The sequence below is a fragment of the Sphingobacterium sp. xlx-130 genome, assembly GCF_011007405.1.
GTDB classification, from domain to species: Bacteria; Bacteroidota; Bacteroidia; order Sphingobacteriales; family Sphingobacteriaceae; genus Sphingobacterium; species Sphingobacterium luzhongxinii.
The window spans coordinates 100,508-126,890 of sequence record NZ_WFKN01000006.1; the positions used below are offsets into that span (position 1 = coordinate 100,508).

General features: G+C 41.1%; 26 protein-coding genes. 11 read left to right on the top strand and 15 right to left on the bottom strand.

Features of this window, described 5'->3' with window-relative positions:
- Window positions 1–26: 26 nt before the first annotated feature.
- Complete coding sequence (locus G7B18_RS11850) at window positions 27–1,064, bottom strand: RluA family pseudouridine synthase (RefSeq protein WP_164122690.1); 1,038 nt, start codon at window positions 1,062–1,064, stop codon at window positions 27–29.
- A gap of 91 nt (window positions 1,065–1,155) precedes the next feature.
- Between G7B18_RS11850 and G7B18_RS11855 the strand changes: the two genes are divergently transcribed.
- Entirely contained in the window at window positions 1,156–2,031 is an 876-nt protein-coding gene (locus tag G7B18_RS11855) for a 1-aminocyclopropane-1-carboxylate deaminase/D-cysteine desulfhydrase (protein WP_164122692.1), read from the top strand.
- Between the two features lie 44 nt (window positions 2,032–2,075).
- Here the strand turns inward: G7B18_RS11855 and G7B18_RS11860 are convergent, their stop codons facing one another.
- A complete protein-coding gene (locus G7B18_RS11860; RefSeq protein ID WP_164112522.1) occupies window positions 2,076–2,357 on the bottom strand; it encodes a GNAT family N-acetyltransferase in 282 nt (93 codons plus the stop codon).
- A 175-nt stretch (window positions 2,358–2,532) separates the two neighbouring features.
- Between G7B18_RS11860 and G7B18_RS11865 the strand changes: the two genes are divergently transcribed.
- On the top strand, window positions 2,533–3,828 hold the full coding sequence (locus G7B18_RS11865; RefSeq protein ID WP_240452847.1) for a BamA/TamA family outer membrane protein: 1,296 nt from the start codon (window positions 2,533–2,535) through the stop codon (window positions 3,826–3,828).
- Window positions 3,815–5,890, top strand: a complete 2,076-nt coding sequence (locus G7B18_RS11870) for a TonB-dependent receptor (RefSeq protein ID WP_164112524.1) — start codon at window positions 3,815–3,817, stop codon at window positions 5,888–5,890. Before G7B18_RS11865 ends, G7B18_RS11870 begins: the two co-directional genes overlap by 14 nt.
- On the opposite strand, the gene G7B18_RS11875 is transcribed toward G7B18_RS11870, so the two are convergent.
- From G7B18_RS11875 to G7B18_RS11885, 3 genes are read right to left on the bottom strand one after another with little or no spacing between them, the layout of a single operon-like run.
- Window positions 5,880–6,230, bottom strand: a complete 351-nt coding sequence (locus G7B18_RS11875; protein ID WP_164112525.1) for a hypothetical protein — start codon at window positions 6,228–6,230, stop codon at window positions 5,880–5,882. The genes G7B18_RS11870 and G7B18_RS11875 overlap by 11 nt on opposite strands.
- A complete protein-coding gene (locus tag G7B18_RS11880; protein ID WP_164112526.1) occupies window positions 6,220–6,771 on the bottom strand; it encodes an RNA polymerase sigma factor in 552 nt (183 codons plus the stop codon). The genes G7B18_RS11875 and G7B18_RS11880 overlap by 11 nt, the downstream gene beginning before the upstream one ends.
- A 2-nt stretch (window positions 6,772–6,773) precedes the next feature.
- Window positions 6,774–7,097, bottom strand: coding sequence for a hypothetical protein (locus G7B18_RS11885; protein ID WP_164112527.1), 324 nt, complete (start codon window positions 7,095–7,097; stop codon window positions 6,774–6,776).
- A gap of 113 nt (window positions 7,098–7,210) precedes the next feature.
- Between G7B18_RS11885 and G7B18_RS11890 the strand changes: the two genes are divergently transcribed.
- The 4 genes from G7B18_RS11890 to G7B18_RS11905 are packed head-to-tail and all read left to right on the top strand — an operon-like array spanning window position 7,211 to window position 11,716.
- On the top strand, window positions 7,211–7,993 hold the full coding sequence (locus G7B18_RS11890; RefSeq protein ID WP_164112528.1) for an N-formylglutamate amidohydrolase: 783 nt from the start codon (window positions 7,211–7,213) through the stop codon (window positions 7,991–7,993).
- Window positions 7,983–9,812, top strand: a complete 1,830-nt coding sequence (locus G7B18_RS11895; RefSeq protein ID WP_164112529.1) for a flavohemoglobin expression-modulating QEGLA motif protein — start codon at window positions 7,983–7,985, stop codon at window positions 9,810–9,812. Before G7B18_RS11890 ends, G7B18_RS11895 begins: the two co-directional genes overlap by 11 nt.
- 9 nt (window positions 9,813–9,821) lie before the next feature.
- A complete protein-coding gene (locus G7B18_RS11900) occupies window positions 9,822–10,826 on the top strand; it encodes a glutathione synthase (RefSeq protein ID WP_164112530.1) in 1,005 nt (334 codons plus the stop codon).
- 56 nt (window positions 10,827–10,882) lie between these two features.
- A complete protein-coding gene (locus tag G7B18_RS11905; protein WP_164112531.1) occupies window positions 10,883–11,716 on the top strand; it encodes an MBL fold metallo-hydrolase in 834 nt (277 codons plus the stop codon).
- A 76-nt stretch (window positions 11,717–11,792) separates the two neighbouring features.
- Here G7B18_RS11905 and G7B18_RS11910 read toward each other — a convergent pair whose 3' ends face one another.
- Genes G7B18_RS11910 through G7B18_RS11920 form a run of 3 tightly spaced genes read right to left on the bottom strand, consistent with a single transcriptional unit; the run spans window position 11,793 to window position 13,990 of the window.
- Window positions 11,793–12,227: an FKBP-type peptidyl-prolyl cis-trans isomerase gene (locus G7B18_RS11910; protein WP_164112532.1), complete on the bottom strand. Its 435-nt coding sequence runs from the start codon at window positions 12,225–12,227 to the stop codon at window positions 11,793–11,795.
- 1 nt (window position 12,228) lies between these two features.
- Window positions 12,229–13,227: a tetratricopeptide repeat protein gene (locus G7B18_RS11915; protein ID WP_164112533.1), complete on the bottom strand. Its 999-nt coding sequence runs from the start codon at window positions 13,225–13,227 to the stop codon at window positions 12,229–12,231.
- Window positions 13,228–13,243: 16 nt separating this feature from the next.
- Window positions 13,244–13,990, bottom strand: a complete 747-nt coding sequence (locus tag G7B18_RS11920) for a C40 family peptidase (RefSeq protein ID WP_164112534.1) — start codon at window positions 13,988–13,990, stop codon at window positions 13,244–13,246.
- A gap of 79 nt (window positions 13,991–14,069) precedes the next feature.
- Between G7B18_RS11920 and G7B18_RS11925 the strand changes: the two genes are divergently transcribed.
- A complete protein-coding gene (locus G7B18_RS11925) occupies window positions 14,070–14,537 on the top strand; it encodes a universal stress protein (protein ID WP_164112535.1) in 468 nt (155 codons plus the stop codon).
- Window positions 14,538–14,548: 11 nt separating this feature from the next.
- Here the strand turns inward: G7B18_RS11925 and G7B18_RS11930 are convergent, their stop codons facing one another.
- Genes G7B18_RS11930 through guaA form a run of 3 tightly spaced genes read right to left on the bottom strand, consistent with a single transcriptional unit; the run spans window position 14,549 to window position 18,551 of the window.
- A complete protein-coding gene (locus tag G7B18_RS11930) occupies window positions 14,549–15,730 on the bottom strand; it encodes an RsmB/NOP family class I SAM-dependent RNA methyltransferase (RefSeq protein WP_164112536.1) in 1,182 nt (393 codons plus the stop codon).
- Window positions 15,731–15,736: 6 nt separating this feature from the next.
- Complete coding sequence (locus G7B18_RS11935) at window positions 15,737–17,071, bottom strand: ABC transporter substrate-binding protein (RefSeq protein ID WP_240452848.1); 1,335 nt, start codon at window positions 17,069–17,071, stop codon at window positions 15,737–15,739.
- On the bottom strand, window positions 17,001–18,551 hold the full coding sequence (gene guaA / locus G7B18_RS11940; RefSeq protein ID WP_164112537.1) for a glutamine-hydrolyzing GMP synthase: 1,551 nt from the start codon (window positions 18,549–18,551) through the stop codon (window positions 17,001–17,003). Before guaA ends, G7B18_RS11935 begins: the two co-directional genes overlap by 71 nt.
- A gap of 168 nt (window positions 18,552–18,719) precedes the next feature.
- On the opposite strand from guaA, the gene G7B18_RS11945 reads away from it, so the two are divergent.
- Entirely contained in the window at window positions 18,720–21,212 is a 2,493-nt protein-coding gene (locus tag G7B18_RS11945; protein WP_164112538.1) for a DUF5686 family protein, read from the top strand.
- 1 nt (window position 21,213) lies between these two features.
- Here the strand turns inward: G7B18_RS11945 and G7B18_RS11950 are convergent, their stop codons facing one another.
- Window positions 21,214–22,020, bottom strand: a complete 807-nt coding sequence (locus G7B18_RS11950; RefSeq protein ID WP_164112539.1) for a S1/P1 nuclease — start codon at window positions 22,018–22,020, stop codon at window positions 21,214–21,216.
- Between the two features lie 10 nt (window positions 22,021–22,030).
- Complete coding sequence (locus G7B18_RS11955; protein WP_205600253.1) at window positions 22,031–22,492, bottom strand: DUF4268 domain-containing protein; 462 nt, start codon at window positions 22,490–22,492, stop codon at window positions 22,031–22,033.
- Window positions 22,493–22,560: 68 nt separating this feature from the next.
- On the opposite strand from G7B18_RS11955, the gene G7B18_RS11960 reads away from it, so the two are divergent.
- Entirely contained in the window at window positions 22,561–23,094 is a 534-nt protein-coding gene (locus G7B18_RS11960; protein WP_164112540.1) for a lipocalin family protein, read from the top strand.
- A 16-nt stretch (window positions 23,095–23,110) separates the two neighbouring features.
- On the opposite strand, the gene G7B18_RS11965 is transcribed toward G7B18_RS11960, so the two are convergent.
- Together G7B18_RS11965 and G7B18_RS11970 are read right to left on the bottom strand one after the other, a co-directional pair.
- Window positions 23,111–23,413, bottom strand: coding sequence for a hypothetical protein (locus G7B18_RS11965; protein ID WP_164112541.1), 303 nt, complete (start codon window positions 23,411–23,413; stop codon window positions 23,111–23,113).
- A gap of 127 nt (window positions 23,414–23,540) precedes the next feature.
- Window positions 23,541–24,806 carry an OmpA family protein gene (locus tag G7B18_RS11970; RefSeq protein ID WP_164112542.1) on the bottom strand — a complete coding sequence of 422 codons (1,266 nt, stop codon included), beginning with the start codon at window positions 24,804–24,806 and terminating at the stop codon, window positions 23,541–23,543.
- A gap of 138 nt (window positions 24,807–24,944) precedes the next feature.
- Between G7B18_RS11970 and G7B18_RS11975 the strand changes: the two genes are divergently transcribed.
- Complete coding sequence (locus G7B18_RS11975) at window positions 24,945–26,354, top strand: alkaline phosphatase (RefSeq protein WP_164112543.1); 1,410 nt, start codon at window positions 24,945–24,947, stop codon at window positions 26,352–26,354.
- Window positions 26,355–26,383 lie beyond the last annotated feature (29 nt).

Here is a 26,383-nt window from a genome sequence, read left to right on the forward strand (position 1 = left end):
CAATCGTTTCTGCTAATAGTGACGGGCTACTGAAGATGCTTCTCTGTAGCGTATGCACGCCATTTCTCTAATGCTAAACGAAAATCTTCAGGTAATGGTACTTCAAAGTTCAACGTTTTTTTTGTTTTAGGATGTTGAAAACCTAAAGATCGAGCATGAAGTGCCTGTCTAGGTATTATCTCAAAACAGTTGTCTACAAACTGCTTATACTTAGAGAAAACAGTTCCTTTAAGTATCCGATCCCCCCCATAACTTCCATCGTTAAAGAGTGGGTGCCCTATTGATTTCATATGTGCACGTATCTGATGTGTTCTTCCTGTTTCCAGTTGGCATTCGATCAGTGTCACAAAGCCGAATCGCTCCTTAACTGTATAGTGTGTTACAGACCATTTTCCTTTCTCAGGGTCATCGTACATACTCATGATCCGACGATCCTTCATGTCCCTACCTATATATCCGCTCACCGAGCCATCTTCTACGATATCGCCCCAGACCAAGGCCACATAACGTCGCTCTATGCTGTGTTCAAAAAACTGTTTGGCCAAAAAAGTCATCGCCCATTCATTTTTTGCTATAACAAGTAGTCCCGATGTATCTTTATCGATCCGGTGTACCAGTCCTGGGCGTCCTGTATTGCCGGGGAGAGTTGGCAACTGGTTTAGGTGATACGTCAAAGCGTTGACCAAGGTGCCCGTATAGTTATTAAAGCCGGGGTGCACCACCATACCAGCCTTCTTATTGACCAGTAGCAGGTCATCATCTTCATATTCAATATCCAATGGAATGTTTTCCGCATAGACTTCTGTATCCCTTGGTGGATCTGGTAGTACTAATGTGATGATATCCGAAGGTTTGACCTTGTAGCTCGCCTTTACTACTTTGTCATTGACCAATACTGAGCCAGCATCGATAGCATTCTGAATACGGTTGCGCGAGGTATTCTCGACCCTATTCATCAAAAACTTGTCAATACGAAGCAGAGCCTGCCCTTTATCAGCAACTATCCGTATATGTTCATACAACTCCTGTTCGTCCTGTTCCTGTATATCTAAGTCTTCATTCATAGCACAAAAGTAAGTGAATTAGACGGAAAAATGCTAACTTTAGCGCATACTTACTTCAATACATTGAATATTAATTACTCCTATTTTTGCTATGCTCATCTTTAGTCCCGAACAGCCACTTCTCCACCCGCTTCATACCGAAAAATCTGTAGAAGTTTATATCAAAAGGGACGATATGATACATCCATTTATTTCGGGAAATAAATGGAGGAAATTGAAGTATAACCTATTAAAAGCTAAGCGTATAAATAAAGACACTTTAATTACTTTTGGAGGTGCTTGGTCTAATCATATTCTAGCAGTGGCCTGTGCAGCCGCAGTCGAGGGATTTCACGCAAAAGCCTTTATACGTGGCGATCAGGTCTCCAACCCGGTTCTGGATATGTGCAGACTATTCGGTATGGAGCTGATCTTTGTTTCCAGAGCAGATTATAAAGATAAAAAACAGCTGTTTGAATCGTTAGGAGGTAACGCAAACGCTTTGATGATCGATGAAGGTGGTGCTGGCGTGGAGGGGGCACAGGGTTGCTCCGAATTATTGGATGAGTTAGAGCAACGGTATGACCATATTTTCGTTGCAGCCGGTACAGGCACCACGGCGGCCGGTCTCTCGTTAGGAATAACAAGACACAGCTTAGACACTGTTTTACATGTAGTGCCTGTCTTGAAAGGGGGATTGTTTATCAAAGAGGAAATGACAGCGTTAGGTGCTTCAACAGTTAATACAGAATTTCACACCGACTACCATTTTGGAGGATATGCAAAATCTAAACCCGACCTTATCCGTTTTGTCCAGAGCTTTGTGCGACAAACAGGCATTATGATCGAACCCACGTATACAGGTAAGGCCCTGTTTGCACTACATGACCTTTTAGAAAAGGGTAGATTTAAAAAGGGAAGCAGTATCTTATTTATACATACCGGTGGATTGACCGGCTTGTTGGGACAATTGGAATATTTTAGGTAGGACATCAGGAACATGAGCTATCTCCTGCCGTCGATCGAAGCTGCTTAAGCTAACACATCTCTGATATCCACATCCTTGTCAAACATTGCCTTTGCAAATGGACATAATGGTATGATTTTAATGTTATTATCTCTAGCATTCTCAACGATTTTTTGAAGTAATATTTTACCTATATTTTTTCCTTTTTGTTCGGCATCTACTTCCGTGTGATCGATTATTATTTTATCAGCCCCAGCTACAGAGTAGGTCATTTCACCGATTTTTTTATTTTCCTCATAGGCAACAAAAGCACCTTTGCTTCCTGATACTTCTTTTTTAATTAACATAAGGATTGGTTTTAAGCTTGTTAATGATATTCTATCTTCAAAACAATATTAATTAATTGCTTCTATACCAAAATAACAAATATTAGCGAGAAACTGTTTTAATCTTTGTAAAATCTCTATGAATACCGAAACTTATAATTACTTTCGTACTACTTAACGCGCAATGAGAAACCGTATGAAAAACCTGCTAATCCTATTATTGGGTAACCTATTTGCCATGATTTCCTTTGCACAAGAGATCGAAGACCAGCGCAATACGGATAGTCTTTTTGTACGAAAACATAATAGTACCGATTTAGCGCCTGACAGCCTTTATGACGTAGTCGACCTTTTTCAAGATATTAACCCTTTTAATAAAAAGAAGAAAGACAGTATTCCGAAAAGGAGATCCGGTGTATCGTATTTGCCCAACATCAATTACAATCCAAGTATTGGTTTTCAAATAGGTGTTAAAGCGGTTGGAGGCATACATTTTGGAGAGAGGAAGAATACGAGTATGTCCGTATTTGCTACTGCGCTAAGTTACACGACTCGTGGTATTATCGTCGGTTATTTGTTTCATGACGTCTATACGCAGGAAAACAAATGGAACCTTAAGGGAAGTCTACATATCGCAAAGATGGTCGGCCTAGATTATGGTATGGGAATCGGTAATCCATTGTCCAATCCTACGGAAGAAGAATTGACATTGAACAACCCAAATCGCGAACGCTTTGTAAATAAATATACTGTGTATGGTTTTAACGAGCGTGTATACAAAAAGTTAAGTCCTGGACTTTTTGTCGGCGCAGGCGTATATTTTGAGCTGAAACGCAATATCAGCACATTAACGGATATTGACCCCTCCCCTGTTGAGATTTACAGCAAATGGAATGGATTTGATCCTGTGAGCAATAATAACAATGGACTGATGTTTAACTTGCAGTATATGACACGTGACAATCCGAATAATGCTTATAAAGGTATCTACACGGACGTCGTATTTCGAGTCAACCAAACCTGGATGGGAAGTTCAAAAAACGCCATACAGCTCCTTACGGATTTTCGTAAATACATACCATTGTCTACCGAAAAGCCAAATCATGTGTTGGCATTCTGGTATTATGGATCTTACAACCTCAGCGGTAAGCTGGCCTATCTAGACTTACCTGGGACGGGTAAAGACCCCTATGCGAAAAGTGGAAGAGGGTACACGAACGGCTATTTTAAAGGTAATTCCTACGCTTATGGCGAGGTGGAGTATCGCTTCCCTATTCTGCCTAACCGATTTTTGAGCGGAGTGGTGTTTGGAAATGTACAGACAGTAGACGATCAGATGGGGACGAAATTGTTCCGACACTGGCAGCCTTCGGGCGGTGCAGGTTTACGCGTTCTGTTTAATAAAATGACACGTACCAATCTTTGTATCGACTATGCCGTTGGAAAGTTCGGTCAAAAAGGTTTATTTTTGGGACTTAATGAAGCATTTTAATTCGATTATCCCGTTATTAGCCGTATTATCGCTTACCAACGTACATGCACAAACAAAAAGGGATACTGCTAAAATAGATTTACAACCTATCGATGTCAAGGTTTATTTTGCGAAGCAATCTTTGCTAGAAGTGACATCCGCCACGCAGACGTTATCGCTAGAGGCGCTAGCACGACAATCGACGACTTCGTTGGTGTCGGCGATAAATACCGTACCCGGCATCCGGATGGAAGAACGGTCTCCAGGCTCCTATCGTCTCGCTATGCGCGGCAGTTTAATTCGATCTCCCTTCGGAGTGCGCAATACGAAAGTCTATATCGATGAGTTCCCCCTGACAGATGCTGGTGGCAATACCTACATTAATTTATTAGCCCCTGTAGGGATCAATGCTATCCAAATCGTTAAAGGACCTGATGGTTCACTTTTCGGAGCAAACTCGGGCGGGGTTTTGCAGATTAGACCCAAAGGCTTTGAGGTGCTAGAGAATAAGCGCGCACTTGAATTAACTACCGGATCCTATGGAATGTTTCAGCAGACTTTGTCATTGCAGCAACAGCTAGCCCCGACCTATCAATTTTCCTTGGATCAATCTTTTATACGTTCGGATGGTTATAGGGATCATTCAGCGCTAAACAAAAAGACGATTCAAACCGCTCACCAATGGCAATACCATAGAAAAGCACAGCTCCGTGTATTTGGACTTTATACCGATATGGGGTATCAAACCCCGGGAGGCCTTAATGCGATTCAGTATGATGCCGATCCAAGTACTTATCGCCCTGCTGCCGGAACGAACCCCAGTGCAAAAGAACAGCAAGCAGCGATATACAATAAGACAGGATTTGGAGGGATATCAAATCAACTGCAAATCACCAAGAACATTTCTTATCTATTGGCTCTTTTTGGGTCGTATACCGATTTTAAAAATCCTTTTATCACAAATTACGAGAAGCGTATCGAGAAAAATTGGGGATTACGTAGTTATTTATCATTAGATCGTGAGGACGCAGCGCTGTCCTGGCAGATGCAATTTGGCTTTGAGGCTATAAAAGGGAGTAGTGATATTGATAATTACAACAACAACAGCGGGATCCCTGGAGCAGTTCAGGCCAAAGATGACATGACAAACTCGCAATGGAGTGTCTTTTATCGGGCACAGGTCGAATTCGTGAAAAACTGGCATATGGAGGGATCAATAGGTCTGAATGGAAGTCATATCTACTATGACCGGAAGTTTCCTACCACAGTACCTGCTCAAGGAAGCCTATCATTTGATACACAATGGATGCCAAGAATAGCTACGTCTTACGTATTGAATGATATTATGTCGTGGCGCATGTCTATTGCAAAAGGATATTCTACCCCAACTTTGGCCGAAGTACGCTCGTCGGACAATAGAATTAATAGCGATCTCCACGCTGAATCCGGAACGAATTATGAAGTGGGGTATAAAGTTAAAACCAATAGTAACGCACTAATCATTGATATTGCGGCTTATACGTACCAAATGAGGAATGGGATCGTTCGAAGCTTGAACGATGCAGGAGTAGAATATTATCAGAATGCCGGTCAGATGAAGCAAAAAGGAGTTGAACTCTCATTTTGGGGTACAATCCCTGTTACGACGTATGTTCCGTTCTTACTCGGATTAAACTGGCACTCGGCTTTAAGTTATAACGATTATCAATTTGGAGATTATAAAGTGGCTGATAAGGATTATAGCGGTAATCGCATGACCGCAGTACCAAATTGGGTGTGGACAAATACCCTACAATTACAATTCCTTCATCAGTTGGGGATTAATCTTTATCACAACTATACCTCAGCGATGCCTTTAGACGATGCTAATACTGTATTTGCCAAAAAGTATCATCTACTACAAGGAAAATTTAGTCATGTACTTCCATTGTCGAAGAGTATATACCTACAGCTTTTTCTCGGGGTTGATAATCTGCTTAATCAAAAGTACAGCTTAGGTAACGACATAAATGCTTTTGGTGGACGTTATTTTAACGCTGCTCCCACACGCAATTTTTATGGTGGCGCTAAGCTTAGTTTTTAATAGGCCTGTTCTTGCTAATTTTGAAAAACTTCCAGAGCTTGTCGCTAAAAAGCAAGATCAAGATGACATACACCAGTTGAGAAAAGAATGATAGTTTGTCCTGGAGGTTTTCCGATAGACCATATGAGGTTACAAATAAACTGCCAACATAATTGAGCATCATACCAAAGACGGTACCTATGAGGAAGAATAAGATGGCCATTTTCTTACTTTTGGTCATCTCCTTTTTGGAGCGCTCATAGTTAAGGATGTTGTTCATTGCCTGCTCTTCGAAATCAACAAATGGCATTTCGAGTTTGCTGCTCTTGAGCAGCGAATAGAGTTCATCTTTATGTTCCATAATATTCTTCTTTCATTAATCGGCACAGAACACTGTAAAGGTGCTTGCGCGCTCTAAATAAGATCACTTTCGCATTTGAATCTGTCCAGCCTGTGATCTCGCAAAGCTCCTGTATGGCCAGTTCCTCCAAGTAGTAAAGACGTAATGCTAAAGCTTCGTTTGCAGGAAGCTTTACCAGCGCTTGTTGAACCACCTGCTCCTGCTCTTTCTTGACTAGCCTATCGAATGCATTTTCATCCCAGATCAGATCATGCTCTTGAAGATCAAAACTGACGGACTCTGGTTTTAGTCTACGCATGGCGCTAAATGCACAATTTACAACGATACGATAAAACCATGTACTGAATTTGGAGTGCTGCTTAAACTTCGCCAACGACTGATAACAACGCATAAAAGCATCTTGAACGACTTCTTCGGCCAAATGCTCCTGCTTTACAATAGAATGTGCTACCGAATAAGCCATATGCTTGTAGGTTGTCAGAAAATACCTAAAAGCATATGGGTCTCCCGCCAAAACCTTATCAATATAGATTTGGTCCATTCTTAATCTTTCGGTTCTTGACTTTTATCCAATTTATTCGCAACGATCATAGAAATACCTGCACATATGGTAATGATCCCCATAGGGATTGAATCTTCCGAATGAAAGTAATTAAATTCTCTAAGAATTCCGACAATGAGAATTCCGGCACCTATCCCAAGTACAACTATTCCGGGTTTCTGCCAGTCGTAGGGTTCTCTTTTGATAGGTGGAGTATCATTGTTCTGGATTCGAACGGACCTAAACCGCATAATGAAGTAAATCGAGAGTGTTATAGCAGCAAAAAGTCCTGTAGACATCACCGCCAGCATTGTTTCCTTTTCCATATTTTAAATGTTCTTTTACCATTAGTCGTCTATAATTTCGGAACGGTTACACTTTAACAAAAAACTTTTTGTGTTCCTTACTGTTCTATTCATAAAGATATAATCTTCAGCCTATGTCATTACAAGTTAGTTATCATGTTCAGACTGTCGATAGTCCTTTTTGGTCCTTTGCTATACATGATGGACATCATATTGATCAAGATTTATTACCGTATTTACTTTTGAATAGCAAACAGCGCTTGCGAGAAGAAGATCCCTATACAGCGTTGATCGCAGAATTGCCGATCAACCAGTTTGTGGTCGGCACCTCACGTTTTCAATTGGATCTGAATCGCAGCGTCGAACAGTCTGTTTACCTCCGGCCGGATCAGGCTTGGGGTTTGACTGTTTGGAAGGACAATTTTCCAGTTACTTTTTTAGAAATTCTTTATAAGAAGCACCGGGATACATATCGTATTATCGAACGAAATATACAAACTACTATTCAAAAGTATGGCTTCTTTGTAGTGCTGGATGTACACAGTTACAATGTCAAACGTGAGTCTATATCACAAGCTATCGATGAGGAAGCAAATCCGCAGATTAATCTTGGAACATACTACAACGATCTGAAATGGCGCATATTGACCGAGAACTTCCTGACGGCTATCCAAAATCAGAAATTGTACGGCGGATCTATTGATGTTCGAGAAAATATCAAGTTTAAAGGAGGCTATCTGAATCAGTTTATAAATTCCAGGTTTGGGGATAAGGGGTGTGTGTTCTCCGTAGAATTCCGTAAGGATTTTATGAATGAATGGACGGGTGAGCCAGACGTACAGCGGATCGCGGGCTGTAAGCAATTGCTGATAAATACGGTACAGACCTTAAAAGACTATTTTGCGTATGAGCGATGAGAGACGTTTAAACTTTATATGGAGTGCCATAAAGGCAAAGCAACCCTTTCACGTCCAGATTCCCAATATCGGAAAGTTGGTCTTTAGTAAGATTGTGCCCTGTATATTTATTTACAGATCTCCGATTAGTGCCAAAGATAAAATGTTGTCTAATTTGGCCAAGTCGCAGTTAGCTAGTATTATAATCCAACAGAACAGTGCCGATGGTGTTACCTTATTGCGAAAGATTGCTACTAGTATCCAAGAGCAATTCGGATCTTGTTTATTGGTAGAGATATGGAGCGGATTACCGGATCAAGCTTCGGACGTAGCTATTTTGGTGGGGCAAAAAGGCATTTTGCCTTTGGCTGAGTATATGCACAAAAACCTACAAACAGAAGCTCAGGATATTGTTTCCGAGATTCAGAAGTTGAAAGAGTTGCCCCATCCCCCCGGTTGTGAGCGTATCTTTAGCTTAAAGGAATCCCTTGAGAAGAGCATTTACATCATCGGGATGTCAATCCGTAAGAGCTATCAACTAAGCAATGGTGAGTATCTCCCTATCCTATTGCGGCACTATCGAGAATCATTGGGGAAAATTCTGTTACGTGTATTTTTTGAATATGTACGGTTATTTACAGACCAAAATCCCGCTACCTTTCGATTCCATCTTCGTAAGGAGATCACGCCTAACGTATTCGATATAGATAAATCACTTACCACAGAAAGCCAACGTTTTGACTTTCTACTATTAGTTACACCACTGAATGTGCCTGAGGCATGGGAGTCCTTTAAAAAATCAAAATTTAGTAAGTCCCCAGTATTTCAATACAGACCCATGCCTATTGACCCCGATTTGGTAAAGCGCAATCTCTACAATCTACGCATTGAAGATATTTATGATCCCACTATTGCTTACCTATTCCGGGACAAGCGTCGGGAACTGGACGAAATGATGAGTATGCTGGCCGACCGCAATACAGAGGATTTTATGCATGGTAGTCTGCAGGTTTTTGGCAATGTCAGTGATAATCTGCTACAAATCGCACAATCCATATTGACAGTCATAGCGCACAATTCTGTGCCGATATCCCGAGAAGAGGAAAGGCTCAATGCCAAGGAGTTTGCCCAAATGGCCAGGGAAGAAATAGCATACCTGAGTAGTCAAGCTCCAGATTTGCATACTACCGTGCGGGTTCGTTCCGACATATCGGGCGTGATGGTTAATAGAGGTGTCCTTAATATCGGAGCAGACTATCAGATATCGCCAGCGCGCGCGCCGGCATTGATCCAACATGAAGTAGGCACCCATATTGCGACTTACTTTAACGGTAAGGCACAACCCTTACAGTTATTCAGTTTAGGAGTACCGGGATATGAGCAGTTGCAGGAGGGGCTAGCCGTATTCGCAGAATACCTGATAGGCGGATTGTCCAACCAACGGTTACGCATATTGGCCGGTCGTGTGATTGCAGTGCGCAACATGTTAATGGGACATACCTTTATGGACACATTTGCTCTTTTGATGGAAGAACATCTCTTCAGCGATGAAATGTCCTTTAATATTACGATGAGGGTATACCGAGGCGGCGGACTGACCAAGGATGCGCTCTATCTACAAGGTTTGATAGAACTCATCACCTATATTAAAAACGGGCAGGACCTCAAGTTGCTTACCGTTGGAAAGATACGCGAAGATTATATCCCTATTATTCAGGATTTGATTCAGCGCGGTTACATGAATATGCCAGTCATCACTCCTCGCTACTTAAGTGGAGCGTATGATGAACAATTGAATTTTATTAAACACGAAGGAAGTATATTTAAATTAATACAATAGTATATCCCTATGAACATAGCATTTTTGATTAATCAGACACATAAAGAAGAGAATGGTTTTACAACAACACTACTTGCTTTTAACGCGTTGCAAAGTGGACACACGATCATTTACATTGGACTTGCTGATTTCGTTTATGTCGACGATAAAAATATTGAAGCTCATGTACGGATTATAGAACCGAACAGCCAGATTGCTTCAAAAGAAGAGATGCTAGCTAAACTCAGAAGTGCCGCTAAAGTTCGTTATCACATGCAGGATATCGATGTGCTCTGGCTTCGTTTTGACCCGGTGTTAGATATGTACAACAGACCTTGGGCAGCTTCAATGGGGTTACAATTTGCCCAGTTGATAAAGAGAATGGGCCGTCTTGTTATTAATGATCCAGATCAATTGATACAGGCCAGTAACAAACTGTATCTGGAGAATTTCCCAAAGGTTGTGCGCCCAAAAACACTGGTCACTCGCTTCTATTCGGATGTAGTAAACTTTATGGACTCCCAAAACGATAGAATAATATTAAAACCTGTTAAAGGTTCGGGTGGGAAGAATGTTTTTTTAATAACGCCAGAAGAGCGACATAACCTAAAGCAAACCGTCGACGTGATAGCCCGAGACGGCTATGTGATCGCACAGGAGTATTTACCGGAAGCTACCAAAGGTGATCTTCGCTTTTTCCTTTTGGATGGTCAACCTATAATGTTGGATGGGGCGTATGCTGCGGTACAGCGTGTGCAGAAAGAGGGCGAGATCCGGAGCAATATACACCAGGGAGCGAAAGCTGTAAAAGCGGCTATCGATCCAAAGATACTTCATCTCGTAGAGCAGGTTAGTGCCAAAATCCAGGCGGATGGTATGTATCTTGTCGGTCTGGATATCGTGGGCGACAAGATAATGGAGATTAATGTTTTCAGCCCTGGCGCATTAGGGTTAGCAGGAGATCTTACAGGAAAGGATTTTGTAGGCCATGTCATTCGACATTTAGAGGCCAAAGTTAAAGCATTTTATAGCTGATCTTCGTGAATGCGTTGCATTTTATGTAGGTTTGCTGAAACCAAAAAATAAAGACGATGAAGTTATATAGTATAGATACAGGTTATTTTAAGTTGGATGGTGGTGCTATGTTTGGTGTGGTTCCAAAATCTATCTGGCAACGTACGAATCCTGCGGATGCCAATAACCTATGTACCTGGGCCAATCGTCTCTTGCTTATCGAAGACGGAGATCGACTTACACTCGTCGATACAGCCCTAGGCGACAAGCAGGATGACAAATTTTTCAGTCATTATTATTTGCATGGGGACGATACACTAGACAAGTCCTTGGCGAAATATGGTTTTCATCGTAGCGATATTACTGATGTATTTCTCACGCACCTCCATTTTGATCATTGTGGAGGGGCTATAGTCCGTGAGGGAGATAAATTAGTTCCTGCATTCAAGAATGCCCATTTCTGGTCTAATGAACAGCATTGGGACTGGGCTGTGAATCCCAATCCGCGTGAAAAGGCTTCTTTTTTAAAAGAAAATATACTTCCTATTCAAGAAAGTGGTCAATTGAAATTCCTCAAAGAGGGCGAAGCCTATGACCAGCATATCGATGTGCGTTATGCATTTGGTCATACCGAAGCGATGATGCTGCCCCAGATTAGTTATAAAGGAAAAACAATACTCTATATGGCAGATCTTTTGCCTTCGGTCGGTCACATACCGCTCCCCTATGTCATGAGTTATGATGTGCGCCCATTGACCACCATGCAAGAGCGTCAATCCTACTGGCAGGAAATTGCAGACAAAGAGTATATCCTCTTTTTTGAACATGATGCGGTGAATGAATGCTGTACGTTACAACATACCGAAAAAGGAATAAGAGTTAAAGATATATTTAAGCTGTCAGAAATTTAGGTGTTTATCCCTAATGCTAAATTATACCAATAGCGCCAGGTCTGTCATATGTAACTCGTGCTATTGGTATTACTTCCTATAAAATAGCAATCAGCTCAATCTCAAATATTAGCGTACAATTGCCTCCGCTATCTTTGGTTATTGATTCAAATCCATAGGCGAGGCGGGGATGAATATAGAGTTTCCACTTACTACCAACCGGCATCAGCAATAATGCCTGTTGCCAACCACGGATCAACTCTTTCAGCAATAGTGCTTCCGGACGTTTTCGCTTATAGGAGCTGTCAAAAACAACACCATTCCATAGTGCCCCTTGATAGTGACATAGTACTTTTGATTTGGAAGTAGGGATTGCGCCATTTCCCATAACAATGATCTCGTATTGTAAATCCGCACTCAAACCGATGACCCCTTCCCTATTTTTGTTTTGAGCTAAGAAAGCTTCCCCTTCTTCCAGATTTTTAGCGGCCAGATCTTTTATCCGCTTTAGGTGCGCGTTGGGTTTTCCCATTCTATTCCTGTTCTAGTTCTTCAAAGGTGTTAAAATCCTGGGAAGCACCGTCCTCATCCCCTATTTTCTTTTTCAATTCGCCTCTATATTGGTACAAGTCCGAGTAATGTGGGTTCAATCGAATAGCTTCATCGTAATCCGCAATAGCGCGATGCCAATCTTTTATGTGTTCAAATGCATCCGCTCGCAATACGTAACAGTAAAAATCAGTTGGATTGCGCGTAATAACCTGTGTATAATCAGCAATAGCTGCCTGCCAATCGTTGATCTTTTCATAGTAGCTGGCTCTTTCTTCAAATATTTCTATATTATCGGGAGCTAACTGTAATACATGTTCAAAGTCCGCAAGCGCTGCCTTGTCTTCCCGTATAGCAACAAATAATTTTGCTCTATAAAGAAAGGCCATATGCAGTTCCGGATTTAGGTTAATGGCTGCATTTAGGTCCATTAGTGCCATATCATAATGAAGCATGCGCATAAAAACGGCAGCTCTAGATACGCGTACATCTGCGTTGTCGCCAATAGAAAGGGCTAGACTGTAATCATCAATAGCCTGTTCGTAATCGAAATGTTGTACCCAGAGCATCGCTCTGTTGATAAAGGATTGGGCGGAAGCGTCATGCTGTTTCATCTCTTCATTCATCTCCTTCAGCTCTTGAGCTAGAAGCATCGCTCCTTTATTTTCTTGCCATTCCAAGAAATTGTGGTAGTTGAAATCCAATTTTTTGGCTACTTGATAGTCGTAAAATGCACCTTCCTCATCTTCTAAATGGGTATTTAAAATACTTCTGCAAGCATAAAAGAAAGGTAATTGAGGATGTTGTTCAATCACTGTCGTGTACAGGCTTAGCGCCTCGGCAGTGTTTCCTGATTCGATCAATTCAAGTGCGTTCTGTGCAGCGGCGAGCAAGTCGGTATCACTTCGATCTGTTGGTACAGATGTAGTAAAGGGAAATAGTTGTGAACTCGCTAAGTAGAAGTATGGATTATCGTCTTTCAAAATAAAAAAAATATAATTAAAAGTAGCGCTTTACGATGCGCAATTTGTGCGTGTATTTGTTTAGATCTGCATTGAAAATACCTTCATTGTCCATTTTGTCTATCCGGATCCGGCCAGCGGCATGGATGATTGTCTCATTGTCGATCATAACACCTACGTGTGTTATACGTCCAGCTTCATTATCAAAAAAGGCTAAATCTCCCGGTTTTATCTCCGTCAAGAAATCTACCATTTGACCTGATTCGGCCTGTTGCCAAGCGTCTCTTTTGAGTTGGACACCAAAGTGTTTGTAGACGACTTGACTAAAGCCCGAGCAATCGATGCCCATTGTAGATCGGCCTCCCCACATATAAGGACTGTTGTTGTAATAAGAAATTAGCTTAGGAAACTCTATATCGAAATCGTGAAGTACAGCTTGACGCAGCGCTCCATTTATCAGAAAGTTCTCTTCACCGATCCGCATTTCATTCTTTTCTACGCTCGTGCCATGAATGAGATGTACAGTATTTTTTTTGGAAACAGCAGTAGCTCCAAATATGTCAACAATCCAATCTGACGGCAGGTGACCGTCAACATGTGCCGATTGATTTTTTTGAATCCAACCTTCGTAGCACGTATCTAAGAGACGGATATAGTCAAAGTCATTTCCCTCCTCAAGAGTTTCAAAAGCCTCTCCAAAAAGAACTTGGCTAACCATCTCGCTGCGGTGTGATGCGTCTGCACGAAGTGGTACTATACGCAGATTACAAGCTGAAAGAATCATTTTACTTTTATTTTTTAAAACAATAATAGCGTGTCCTTGTTTTTTAAGAACGAATATACTTCTAAAAAACTAAAAAGTTATGGGATTTTCCAAATTTCAAAGGATACTATTGGCAGTAGATGATAGCCCTTGTTCACATAAAGTACTAGATTATGCCAAATCTATGTTGGAAGGAGAAAACGCGGCATTGGCTCTAGTGACAGTAGTGCCACCTACTTCACCAGCATCTTATGGCGCTGATCCGCTCTTAGGACAACAACCTATTATTGTTGCAGAAGTAGCCGAAATTCAGCAACAAGCGGCGCAAGACTATTTAGAGCGTCTTGCGGGCGAGTTTACATCGACTCATGAAATTTTTACTTTTACCCGTATTGGGAATATACGGGAGGAAATACTTACTGTCGCACATGAATGGTCGGCAGATTTATTGATACTAGGAACAAATGGAAGGACGGGATTTGAGCATTTTATTTCGGGCAGCGTTTCAGAATCCGTCATCCGCAAGGCAGAATGCCCTGTATTAGTAATTCCTAGCAAATGTGATTAAAGCTTCTAAGTTTAAGCTTTAATTAGGCGGGCCGCAAACATGCTGTCCGCCCTGTTTTCGTAACCCTTTATCACTTCCATCTTATCCAATCGCATAGCAAAGTGTGTTAGTATGTAGTTTACTATGTCTTCATTTTCAGATTTATATACCGAACAGGTGATATAAATCAGGGGTTTCCCCTTCTTTAAAAAGGGAATGACCTGTGTTACAATTTGCTTTTGCAATGTCGTAAAGGTTTCGAGTTTTTTGACATCAAAATCCTGTATCATTTCCGGTGTCCGTCCCCATGTCCCAGAGCCCGAACAAGGTGCATCGACAATAACACCGTCAAATTGCTCGTTCTGTAGTATTGCTTTTACGTTGTCTACATCCGTTAGATCGATTACCTTCTTTCGATACGGTTGCTTTATTCCTGCTTGCTGAAAACGCTCATCCAAATTACGGAGTATGGAAAGCCGGATATCCGAGACTAACAATTTTATTGCCGGTTGAGTGTCGAGCAGCATCAATGCCTTTCCTCCCGATGCGGCACAGGTATCCCACCAGTTTTCACCGGGATTGGACTCCATAAAATTTAGTGTATACTGCGACGAAAGATCCTGTACTTCGTAAAGGCCGTTCAAACCTTTGATATTTTGAAGTTTTGTACCGTTAGCCAATGCCAAAGTCTGAGCTGTAATAGATTCAGCTTGGATACCTTCTTTTTCTATTAAATCCTTTACCCGGGCTTCCTGTCCTCTTTTTATCCGGATAAATAGGTTGGGCTGTATAAAGTGACTGCTGAAGAAAATATCCCGATCAATATCTTTTGATAAAGCATCAGCAATTGGAAATAAACGATCCAGGGCAAAACCTTTTTGAGCGTTTGCCATACTTAATTTTTCGGAAAGCGGCAAGGCCATAGAATCGGCTAGCTCCTTATTTCGGAGATTAACCAGGTCTGAATGTTGCTCGCATAGGAACTCACCAAGTATAAGTCGTTCTACAGGATCTGATTGCGGGTAAGCATTGCCCAGTCTGAAATAGTTATAGCAAAAACGAGAGGTCATCTTTCTATCAGATGACCCCATTTGTCTATTTTCTTTAAAAAAACGAGTTAGGTATCTTGCCAAAGGTTCCTTATTATCATAACCTGTCAATGCCCGTTCAAAATTTCTTACCTGTTGCAGTACTCTTCGCTCATTAATTTCCATAAATATCTATTGTAATTGAAATGACCCGGAACGATAGTTTCTAAAAGAAACAGACTCGTTGGCATACCCCCAAGTTTCGCTGTGTCTGAATCTGTAAGAACTGAACAAACCATTATAAGGCTCTATCGTTAACTTTTCTTTCAGCTTATCGACCCCATACTTATTAATCAATCCTCCAAAATAGAGTGCAGAGTCGTATCCCTTATAAGACTGATCTGAAGGATTAACTCCGTAAGTATTATAATAGATCTCTTTAAAAGCCTTTACCGTATTTGACCAAGGCTTTAGATTACTTTCACTCGTGATTGTCGGGTTCAGATCGGAGAAGTTTGGATACATATTAAAATCATAGCGATCCCAAAGGGGATGCCCGAATAACTGGAAGTTGTACGCATTTTCTGTATACTTCTTCGTCAAATTATTCAACAACGTTTTCAATTGAAGCTTGTCTGTCGTACCTGTCACAATCAGGTTGTTTCCTGTCAACGAAAGATTATCGTTGAGTTGGCCTGTAGAAGATACCGAGATGACATTTATATTTCCTTTAGCTTGTTTGATCGCTGTCGACATGCCGTTGAGAAATTGTTTTCCGTCCGAATCTGTTGTATTATAAATAATGACTACATCTCCTACGTTGTATTCACGTGCCACTCGCGCTGCAATAGCATTGCTGTGCGCCTTTATCGGCGGCGTCAGTGAAACAAGGTTTGGCAGGTTAAACTCTGTCGGCATAGATGCTGCTAATGGGTTAATCTGTAAGGTCTCTTTATCTGCTAGATTACTCCCGAAAGCTTTTATTTCCTGAGGATATACCGGCCCGATAATAAGCGATGACCTCTGTATTTCAGAAGAAAGTGCTAAGTTACCGCTGTAATTTGCGTTGTCACGGGAATCTAGAACATTAAGATTGAAATTTGCCCCCTTTTTTGCTAGTTCCTCTAGTCCCAGCTGAAAACCTTGGTAGTAATCCAAAGCAAGAGCCGAACGTTTTATGTCTTTGTCTGCCAGTGTACTTTCGGAAATCTGGTCCAGTTGGAAAGGTAAGACCAAGGCGATGTTACGGCCTACAAATTTTTTAGCTGCATTATCCTTTTTAGAACCTGTTGTCTCGTTGTCGTTAGATTTCGAAGATTCTCCAGATTCTGTACTTGTGCTGCTCCCCACATTTCCCTTGTAATCTGGAGATCGCAATACACCAACTTTAGGTGTACACGAAGATACACCTAAAGCTAATGCAAGAGCTACTAATATGCTTGAATTTCTCAATTTTTTATTCCCACTCAATGGTTGCTGGTGGTTTTGAACTGATGTCGTAAACAACTCTGTTGATTCCTTTAACATGATTGATTATTTCATTCGATATCTTAGCTAGTAATTCATAAGGTAAATGAATCCAATCTGCGGTCATACCATCCAGTGATCCCACCGCACGCAGCGCTACAACGTGTTCATAAGTACGCTCATCGCCCATTACTCCTACAGATTGAACAGGAAGGAATATTGTTCCAGCCTGCCATACCTTATCATACCAACCCGATTCTTTTAAGTTACGTATATAGATGTCATCTGCTTCCTGCAAAATCCGTACCTTTTCTTCGTTAATATCACCTAAAATTCGAATTCCTAAACCAGGACCAGGGAAAGGATGTCTATTTAAGATATTAGGATCTACATCTAGCGTTTTACCAACACGGCGTACCTCATCTTTAAACAAAGTCTTTAAAGGCTCTACCACTTTGAGTTTCATATAGTCAGGAAGACCACCTACGTTATGGTGCGACTTTATTGTCGCTGAAGGTCCTTTGACAGATATTGACTCGATAATATCGGGGTAAATAGTTCCTTGACCCAACCATTTCGCTTCGCTTCCTTCAGGGAGTTCACTTTGTATATCTCTTGAAGCTTGGTCAAATACATCGATAAAGGCTCCACCGATAATCTTTCGCTTTTGCTCCGGTTCCGTTACACCGGCTAGCTTACTAAAGAATAATTCTTTGGCATTGACCCCTTTGATATTAAGCCCCATGTTTTTATAAGAATCCAATACTTGTTCGAATTCGTCTTTGCGCAACAAACCATGGTCTACGAAAAAGCAATGCAATCTATCTCCGATAGCATGCTGTAATAATACTGCTGCTACTGTAGAGTCAACACCTCCTGATAGGGCCATAATTACGTGGTCATTGCCAAGATCTTTTTTTAGATCTGCAATAGTACTCTCTACAAACGATTCTGACGTCCAATCCTGCGTACACCCGCAGATATCAATCACAAAGTTCTTAAGCAATACTTGACCGTCAGTACTATGCGTCACTTCCGGATGAAACTGAATACCGTAGGTATTGGTTCCTTCTACTTGGTAAGCTGCAACGCGCACTTTGTCTGTACTTGCTATGATTTTAAAGTTTGCAGGAACTTCCTTAATGGTGTCACCATGAGACATCCACACCTGAGATTGTGCTGGCACCCCTTTTAATAGCGCATTATCATTGTCCACAAATTGCAGATTAGCTCTGCCGTACTCTCTGATCGCTGAAGGTAATACTTCACCACAAGACTGTTGAGCTAGATACTGCGCGCCATAGCAAACACCTAACAATGGAAATTTTTCCTGAATACATTTGTAATCAATTTGAGGTGCGTCTTCCTGACGTACAGAGTATGGACTGCCTGAAAAGATAACCCCTTTCACGGTATCATCTAAATCAGGAACTTTATTAAAAGGATGGATTTCACAGTACACACTTAATTCGCGAACGCGGCGCGCAATTAACTGCGTGTATTGAGAACCAAAATCAAGGATTATTATTTTTTCAGACATAGCGCAAAGGTACGATTTACCGATGAAAACAGACAAGCAAAAATTCTAGAATTTGCATACAAAGTGCTTAAAAAATCGATACCAATCTATTTAACATAAAAACAGCGCTTTAAAAGGCTGAATTAGTTACCTTTGGAAGGCCAACCTAATACTTTTAATTTAAGTTTTATGCGATCATTTCTAACGTGTTTATTTCTTGTTTTGTTGTTTTTGATTACTGTGCGGACGCAAGCGCAGATCCGTGGTACTATTACACAGCTTTCGGGAATTCCCTTAAGTGCAGTTACGATTAGTGTTCAAGGGACGTATACAGCGACTTCGAGCAATAGCATGGGGCAATATGAACTTAAAGCTCCAAACACATCGTCCATAATCATCGTGTTTCAACGGTTAGGATTTAAGACAAAAACCGTGGCATTGACAGGCAGCGAGCACCCCGTTGAATTGGATGTCGTACTGGAAGAAGAAGTCTATTCCATTGAAGAAGTCTTAATTCGGAACTTAGGCAATCCAGCCGACAACCTGATACGAAAAACTATTGCTCATCGAGATAATAATGCCGATGCACGTGACAAATTTGAAGCTGATTTTTATTCAAAAGGTTCCTTGTCGGCGATCAACTTGCCGAAAAAAATACTGGGTGCCAAGCTGGAGGATGACAAGCAGCTTTTGGATAGCTCCGGTTCAGGTATATTATATCTTTCCGAAACGATATCCCGTATCCTTGTGGATAGGCCTAACAAGATGAAAGAAACGATTTTAGCATCCAAGGTCAGTGGAGAAAATCAAGGTTTTAGTTTTAATAGAGCACAAGGCACCGAATTTGATCTATACAGCAATTTCCTGGACTTGGGTACTGCGAAGATTATTTCTCCCATAGCGGATCAAGCTTTTTCTTACTACAGGTATAGATTGTTGGGTTCTTTTGAGGAAGAAGGGCAGCTTATTTTCAAAATAGCTGTTGAGGCCAAACGGAAATCCGAACCCGTAGTTGAAGGTGAGCTCTATATTGTAGAAGGGACATGGCAAGTGTACGGTCTGGATTTCGTGCTATTAGGATCTAGTATAAATCAACCTGTGTTAGATACCTTGTTCCTGACGCAGCAATACACGTATAATAGATACGACAGGCTATGGTCCAAACAGCTTCAGACCTTGGACTTCAAAGCGGGAATTATGGGCCTTCGTTTTAAAGGTCATTTTACCCATACGTTTACTAACTACATCTACGTAGAACGGTTTGAACAGTCGACTTTCGGACAGATCAACAGTGAGTTTAAGGAAAATGCCAATTCGCAAGACGAGTCCTACTGGGCGAAAAACAGAAAGGTTCCCCTAGCTGAAGATGAGATCACCGATTACCACCGTCGAGACAGCATTGCAGCGATTATAAATTCGCCGCATTATATAGACTCGATTGACCGGCTTCGAAGCACATTTAAGATTAAACACATCTTTTTCGGTTACCACTATCAAGATACACCTCGAAAATTAGCTCTACAATACCAGTCCCCCTTATCTTTATTTAGAACGTCTTTTAATACAGTTCAGGGGTTCAATTTCAAAACATCGCTGTCTGCGACGGTTGGGGATGCGGGATTAGGGGCTAGATACAGTGTTGGTGTTCATTTCAATTATGGTCTTGCAGATAAAAGATTATATACCCATGGCGACTTTAAGATGCGTTTTAATACGATTACCTACGCAACATTGGCTTTGTCGGGCGGGACGACGTTGAATCAATTTAATGCCGACAGTCCCATATCTCCGTTTTTGAATTCGGTATATAGTTTGTTTTTGGGGGATAATTATATGAAATTATATCAATCTCAATTTATCCGTGCCGGCTATCAGGAGTATCTGACTCCTAATCTGCAGGTAAAAGCATCGCTGGGTTACTTTAGACGGAGTAATGTGTTTAACAATACCAGTTATACTTTTTCTTCTACCAACAGTACTTACACCGCTAATAATCCGTTAGCTGAGTCTGATTTTGATCTTCCAGCATTTCAGGATCATGCGCTATGGAAGGCCGCTTTGAATATGACCATCCATCTGAAGACATCTATAGACAAGAAACCCAATCGGCTGGATTATACACACAGCAGCGCCTACCCCACCATCGATATTGGCTTTAGTAACGCATTCGCTTCATCGTTCAGCACATATAATTACCAGGAACTTATACTCCATCTAAGACAACAGATGTCCATTGGGAATAAAGGTTTATTTGCGTATGCCCTCACTACCGGAACATATTTCAATGCCAAAGATATTGCTTTTACAGATTATCGGCATTTTAACGGCAATCAAACACATATCGGTACATCGAGTCAATATCTCAACAACTTTTTGACATTACCGTATTACAGTCATAGTACGAACAAGTCTTTTGTTGAACTACATGCCGAACATAACTTTAAAGGCTATTGGTTAAATAAGATCCCAATTGTCAATAGACTGCAGCTACAAACAGTTGTCGGTTATCACCTTTTGAGTACGATCAATAAAAAGCCCTACCAAGAGTTCTCGGTAGGGCTTGATAATATCGGGTGGGGTAAATACCGCTTATTTCGGGTAGACTATGTCCGTACCAGCAACGGTATACGTGCTTCCAACGCGATCATGGTCGGTGCGAAGTTTCTGAATATTATACGATAGATTAACCGTAGATTTCATTAAGTTCGTTAGCAAGGCGGATTCCTGCCTTAAGCAGACATTCTTCCATGATGTATTTGTAGTCATAGCTATATTTATAGCTCAGATTGGTGTTATATTCTACGTCCTTGTATATTTTATTTGCTAGCTCATGGGATTCGAACAATGCACGTTCAAATGAACTTTGATATTTTGAGTAGTATTTTTTGTTGTATATATCCAAAACCTGTGCATACTCGATAAAGCTGTATTTTTCGTTGTCTACCAATTCAGAATCCCATACACGGTGAATATTTGTCTTGCGTCCAAAAAATGAAACTTCGATCTTATTCCCCCCCTGATCTACAGCTCTGCTCACATGCATAGGCTGATGTGCATCAGCGAATAAATGAATGATGTAGTAAAGATTGTGTTGTTGTTGTAAAAGAGGTAGCTCCCTGTTGTCCTTGCTTTCTTTTTTAATGCGCAGATATGCTTTATAAAGGTTATCCTCTGGTGATGCCTTTAGTGCCGCGTCAAAAGCCTCAAAACTTAGGTTTGCTTCCGTATTGACAAAATGCCAGGATCCGGTTTCGTTTAATGTCGGATCTGGATCAGACTTTATAAAATCGGCCCAGTTGGACCAGTAGGCGATCTTCTGTTTACCGATTATCTTCTCTATGTTCTTTTTCGCTTTTTTGGTGAGATGATTGTCAGCTATCTCTGCAATCACGCGGTGTCCTGTCATTCCCCAGCCGTAGACCTGTTGCTGTTGTCCCAAAGAAAATAAGACCAGTAATAAAGCGATAAGACTTAGTTTATTTGTTTTCATCCTTATATAATTATTTAAAAATATCAAAAGCATACTTGGCGGAGGACCAGAACTCGTCCAATACAATCAATCGCGGTTTAAGAAAGGAAATCAACTGAGGCCAGTCTTCTTTCTTAAAAATGGATATCCCTGTGATGGAGTGGCTGATCCTGGCTGTCCTTTTGCCATAGTCGTCTTGGTATTCTGGATACCAGTCCCAATTTTCCGCCATTGCGTCATGGAGCAGTGCCTGAAATTCCCGGAATTGATCAAACATCAATGCCCGTATCCCTTCGTCGGGATGCGTTATCTCAATCATTATGCTTGCTGATTTGTTGGTTGCATCCATACGGAAAAACAGATGTTTTACACCGGTCCTGTAGTTGACCCAATTTATTTTTTCCATATCAGCAGACGGTACAGGAGACATGAACTGTCCAAAACTTGTCCAGAATTCTTCTTTTAACTTTTTTACTTCTTCTCGCGAATACAAACCTTAAATTTTTACAAAATTAGAAAAATGATTAAACTTTTACTAAATGCGACTGTTATTAATAAGATATGGATAAAAAGAAATCACTTTTATTGTTGGCAGGAGCAGCCGCTGGAGCGGTGGTGTATAATATATGGAAACCTGTAAAGAGTAATCTTCCCGTAATTCAGAACTTCGAATTGGAACGCTATCTGGGCCTGTGGTACGAGATTGCACGATTGGATTTCTATTGGGAGAGGAACTTAAAAAATGTAACTGCGGAGTATAGCCTGAATAAGGATGGGAGTATTAAAGTCGTTAATACAGGAGTGCATATAAAAACACACAAAACCAAGCGTTCGGTAGGAAAAGCCAAATTTGCAGGAGCCCAAAATGAGGGAGCTTTAAAGGTTTCGTTTTTTGGACCCTTTTATTCAGGCTATCATATTATGCATATAGACGAAAGCTACCAGCATGCGCTGGTATTTGGAGATAATCTGGACTACCTCTGGATACTGTCACGTACCAAGACTATAGATACCGAAATAAGGGATAAATACTTGGCCTATGCCGAGCAATCCGGATATGCATTGAAAAACCTGGTCTGGACCTTTCAGGGGTAGCCCCTTCCGTTTTCGGTTAGAATAGACGTTGAGCAACTATGAAATCAATGGAGTAATCCTCTACTATTGATTTTGTTATTATCTGAAGGTGCTCCTCGGTGATGCGATTGCCTATTCCTTTGTTGTATAGGCTGGTCAAATAATACGCTGCTTCGGACTTGTCGTCTGCTTCGATCGATTTATTATTAATATAACAGTTTAACACCGTGGTCGCAAATGTCCCAAAATCTTCCAACGAGAATCTTTTGAATTCGGTGTAAAAACTATACATATACGATTCGAACGCTTCTTCCAGTTTTTTCTTTAGCAGTATATCCATTCTTGACTTTAGTAATAGAAGGTGTTTCTACCCCACTTTCGTTCAAAAATAAGGAAAGTTTTTTAAAGGCACCCTATGACAAAGACGCCTTTAAAAAAGTTAGATAAGCTTGCCTAGGTACGATCTCCTAATTCCTTATACTAATCGCTACCCGTCTATCTTTTGCACGTTCTTTTTCTGAGGCATCCCAAGCTGCAGTTGCAAATTCCGAACCGTAGCCTTCTGCTCCTACTACCTGGCTACCGAGTCCTTGTTTGTCCAGGTAATCCTTCACGGCATCAGCACGTTGTTGAGATAACTGTTTGTTAAGGGCTTCATCTCCTCTTTTATCGGTGTAGCCACCTATTTTTATCTTCACCCCAGGGAATAGTTTTAATATTTTTCCAATATTTTCTAACTGCCCTTGGCTCTCCGGAGTGACATTGGCAGTGCCGGTTTCAAAATTAAGATTATCAAAATTAAACCATTTTGCTTTCAACTGATCATCGGTCCAACTTTTATAATCAGACTGCAAGAATTGAACAAGCTGATCTTCAATGCCCGAAGCATATGCTTTTAATGAATTTCCGTCAGGTAGCGCGACATCGATAAGGGAAGTAGCTCCCGAAAGACTATCTCCGGTCGTAAGGTTGCTGTCTACGCTCGTGACAGCTGTATTGCTTTCCGACTCGGCTTTATTGCTACAACTTTTACCGAACATAAACCATAGTGCGAGAGCAACGATCGGAATGAGTATCCACCAAAATCCAGCACCTCTCTTTGCATTATCTACAGTCTTTTGGGTATAGGCCATACTCGGGGCAGCTGCTATGGGTCGACTAGGGTCTGGGCTATGGAGTTCTTTAGGAGCCTCTGCCGCGGCAAACATGCTACCAAAAGCACCTAATCCAAGTCCAGGCGGAATAGCCGCCGTTATTGCGGATCGGCTGCCGTTTAGCTGTTCCATGATCTCCGTTACATCCCAATGCCCTCCTTTACTCGTGATACCCGATATTACAGCAGGTATTGACGCTCCAAACAATCCACTGACAGATTGTGGGCTCATGCCCAGATATTTACCGACAGACTGTAGGATTCCCTCCAATTTATCGCCAAATATAGAGGTGATAAGGTTATCGTTCTCAAAATGAGATCGTTCGCCCTGGTCGTCTTTGGAAAAGTACTTTCCTAAGGTGTCGTGAAGATCAAATCCGCTGAACAGATGCTTGGCAGATTGTAGAATGCTTGATAATCCTTCCTGATTTCGTCCTAGCAATCCAAGCAATAGCGAAGGGATCGCAATATTGACTCCCTTGTGGACCTGTTCTTTGTCCTCTCCGAGATGGTTCGCGAGTTTATTCATGACGTCATCAGTAAAGTAGGCTTTGATATTTTGCAAAAGGTTATTTTCCATGGCTTTACAATTTTGTTGGTTATATTTATTAAGTGTAACAAAACTGTAACGTTTTTGTTTGAATAGAAGTTTTTGTTTTGTTTAACAATAACTTTATATTCCAGTGTTATATTTGACGTAATTTATTTTACTTTAATCATGCAATTTAAAAAACTTCACCTACTCCTACTCACCTTTTTCATTAGTGTTCAGATTTTTGGACAGCAACCAAAATATATTTTTTATCTAATCGGTGATGGTATGGGGCTGAATCAAGTTAATCTCGCAGAGATTCATCAGGCCGAAATCCAAGGGAAAAACGCAGTAGTTCCATTAGTATTCACACAGTTTCCTTACGTAGGTTTTGCCTCGACCTATTCGTTGTCACATGGCATTACTGACTCCGGAGCAGGCGGCACGGCATTAGCTGTAGGCAAAAAAACAAAGAATGGTGTCATTGGTATGGATAGTACAGGCACTGTTGCGTATAAAAGTATTGCTTATGCTGCTAAACAGAAAGGGCTAAAAGTCGGTATCACTACCAGTGTCAGTATCGATCACGCTACACCGGCCTCTTTTTATGCCAATCAAGCAGATCGGAATATGTACTATGAAATCGGTAAGGATATTATAAAATCTAACTTTGACTTCTTTGGGGGATCTGGATTTCTTAAACCCAATACTTCCTTTGACAAAAAAAGTATGCCAGAGTTATTGCCTCAATTGGAAAAAGCAGGTTATAAGGTGGTAAAAGGAAAGGCAGCTTTCGACAAAGAGAAAAATAAAAGCCAAAAAATAGTCTTGATGGATGTAGATGGTGGCGATCCTAGTTCGCTGAAATTTGCTATCGATCAAAATCAAGCCGATTTCAAACTAGCAGATATTACACAGGCAGCTATTACTTCATTAAGTAAAGATAATCAAACTGGTTTTTTCTTAATGGTAGAGGGAGGTAAGATCGACTGGTCTGCGCATGCTAACGATGCAGCAACTACAATAAAGGAAGTTTTGGACTTTAACGAGACTGTAAAAATAGCGTACGATTTTTACCGCAAATATCCCAAAGAAACCCTAATCGTTGTTACGGCCGACCATGAAACCGGAGGGCTTGGGATTGGAAATGGAAGTTCAACCCTGAATACAAAAGTATTGGCACATCAGAAGGTTTCCCAAGGTGCTTTATCAGCAAAGATAGGCGAGTTGCGCAAGTCTAATCCCAATGCGAGTTGGGATGAGGTTAAGAAATTATTGAGCGATAATTTAGGGCTGTGGTCTGCTGTGAAAGTGTCCGAAAAAGCGGAACGTCCGATCTATGAGGCCTATAAAAAGAGCTTTGTGGATCATCACAATGAAACTGAAAAGAGCCTGTACGCTAGTGATGATAAAATAGCAACATTGAGCATCGAGTTATTGAACAAGCTGGGAAGTATAGCCTGGGCTTCAAAAAACCATTCAGCAGCCTACGTGCCGGTTTACGCCATAGGACAAGGAGCAGAAACTTTTCATCAGAAGCTAGAGAATACGGATATCCCTAAAAAGATAGCTGAGATTGCAGGTTTTGACTTTTAATATCAATTTAGTTTTACATGTATGCGAAG

What these genes read in the sequence shown, in the direction of transcription:
- G7B18_RS11975 (WP_164112543.1), top strand. Translation starts at nt 24,945, where the DNA reads ATGCAATTTAAAAAACTTCACCTACTCCTACTCACCTTTTTCATTAGT.
- G7B18_RS11875 (WP_164112525.1), bottom strand. Translation starts at nt 6,230, where the DNA reads ATGGAACATAAAGATGAACTCTATTCGCTGCTCAAGAGCAGCAAACTC.
- G7B18_RS11910 (WP_164112532.1), bottom strand. Translation starts at nt 12,227, where the DNA reads ATGGGAAAACCCAACGCGCACCTAAAGCGGATAAAAGATCTGGCCGCT.
- G7B18_RS11880 (WP_164112526.1), bottom strand. Translation starts at nt 6,771, where the DNA reads ATGGACCAAATCTATATTGATAAGGTTTTGGCGGGAGACCCATATGCT.
- G7B18_RS11945 (WP_164112538.1), top strand. Translation starts at nt 18,720, where the DNA reads ATGCGATCATTTCTAACGTGTTTATTTCTTGTTTTGTTGTTTTTGATT.
- G7B18_RS11850 (WP_164122690.1), bottom strand. Translation starts at nt 1,064, where the DNA reads ATGAATGAAGACTTAGATATACAGGAACAGGACGAACAGGAGTTGTAT.
- G7B18_RS11935 (WP_240452848.1), bottom strand. Translation starts at nt 17,071, where the DNA reads ATGTTAAAGGAATCAACAGAGTTGTTTACGACATCAGTTCAAAACCAC.
- G7B18_RS11930 (WP_164112536.1), bottom strand. Translation starts at nt 15,730, where the DNA reads ATGGAAATTAATGAGCGAAGAGTACTGCAACAGGTAAGAAATTTTGAA.
- G7B18_RS11965 (WP_164112541.1), bottom strand. Translation starts at nt 23,413, where the DNA reads ATGGATATACTGCTAAAGAAAAAACTGGAAGAAGCGTTCGAATCGTAT.
- G7B18_RS11855 (WP_164122692.1), top strand. Translation starts at nt 1,156, where the DNA reads ATGCTCATCTTTAGTCCCGAACAGCCACTTCTCCACCCGCTTCATACC.
- G7B18_RS11860 (WP_164112522.1), bottom strand. Translation starts at nt 2,357, where the DNA reads ATGTTAATTAAAAAAGAAGTATCAGGAAGCAAAGGTGCTTTTGTTGCC.
- G7B18_RS11905 (WP_164112531.1), top strand. Translation starts at nt 10,883, where the DNA reads ATGAAGTTATATAGTATAGATACAGGTTATTTTAAGTTGGATGGTGGT.
- guaA (WP_164112537.1), bottom strand. Translation starts at nt 18,551, where the DNA reads ATGTCTGAAAAAATAATAATCCTTGATTTTGGTTCTCAATACACGCAG.
- G7B18_RS11920 (WP_164112534.1), bottom strand. Translation starts at nt 13,990, where the DNA reads ATGATTCTTTCAGCTTGTAATCTGCGTATAGTACCACTTCGTGCAGAC.
- G7B18_RS11950 (WP_164112539.1), bottom strand. Translation starts at nt 22,020, where the DNA reads ATGAAAACAAATAAACTAAGTCTTATCGCTTTATTACTGGTCTTATTT.
- G7B18_RS11970 (WP_164112542.1), bottom strand. Translation starts at nt 24,806, where the DNA reads ATGGAAAATAACCTTTTGCAAAATATCAAAGCCTACTTTACTGATGAC.
- G7B18_RS11870 (WP_164112524.1), top strand. Translation starts at nt 3,815, where the DNA reads ATGAAGCATTTTAATTCGATTATCCCGTTATTAGCCGTATTATCGCTT.
- G7B18_RS11885 (WP_164112527.1), bottom strand. Translation starts at nt 7,097, where the DNA reads ATGGAAAAGGAAACAATGCTGGCGGTGATGTCTACAGGACTTTTTGCT.
- G7B18_RS11865 (WP_240452847.1), top strand. Translation starts at nt 2,533, where the DNA reads ATGAAAAACCTGCTAATCCTATTATTGGGTAACCTATTTGCCATGATT.
- G7B18_RS11960 (WP_164112540.1), top strand. Translation starts at nt 22,561, where the DNA reads ATGGATAAAAAGAAATCACTTTTATTGTTGGCAGGAGCAGCCGCTGGA.
- G7B18_RS11895 (WP_164112529.1), top strand. Translation starts at nt 7,983, where the DNA reads ATGAGCGATGAGAGACGTTTAAACTTTATATGGAGTGCCATAAAGGCA.
- G7B18_RS11890 (WP_164112528.1), top strand. Translation starts at nt 7,211, where the DNA reads ATGTCATTACAAGTTAGTTATCATGTTCAGACTGTCGATAGTCCTTTT.
- G7B18_RS11925 (WP_164112535.1), top strand. Translation starts at nt 14,070, where the DNA reads ATGGGATTTTCCAAATTTCAAAGGATACTATTGGCAGTAGATGATAGC.
- G7B18_RS11900 (WP_164112530.1), top strand. Translation starts at nt 9,822, where the DNA reads ATGAACATAGCATTTTTGATTAATCAGACACATAAAGAAGAGAATGGT.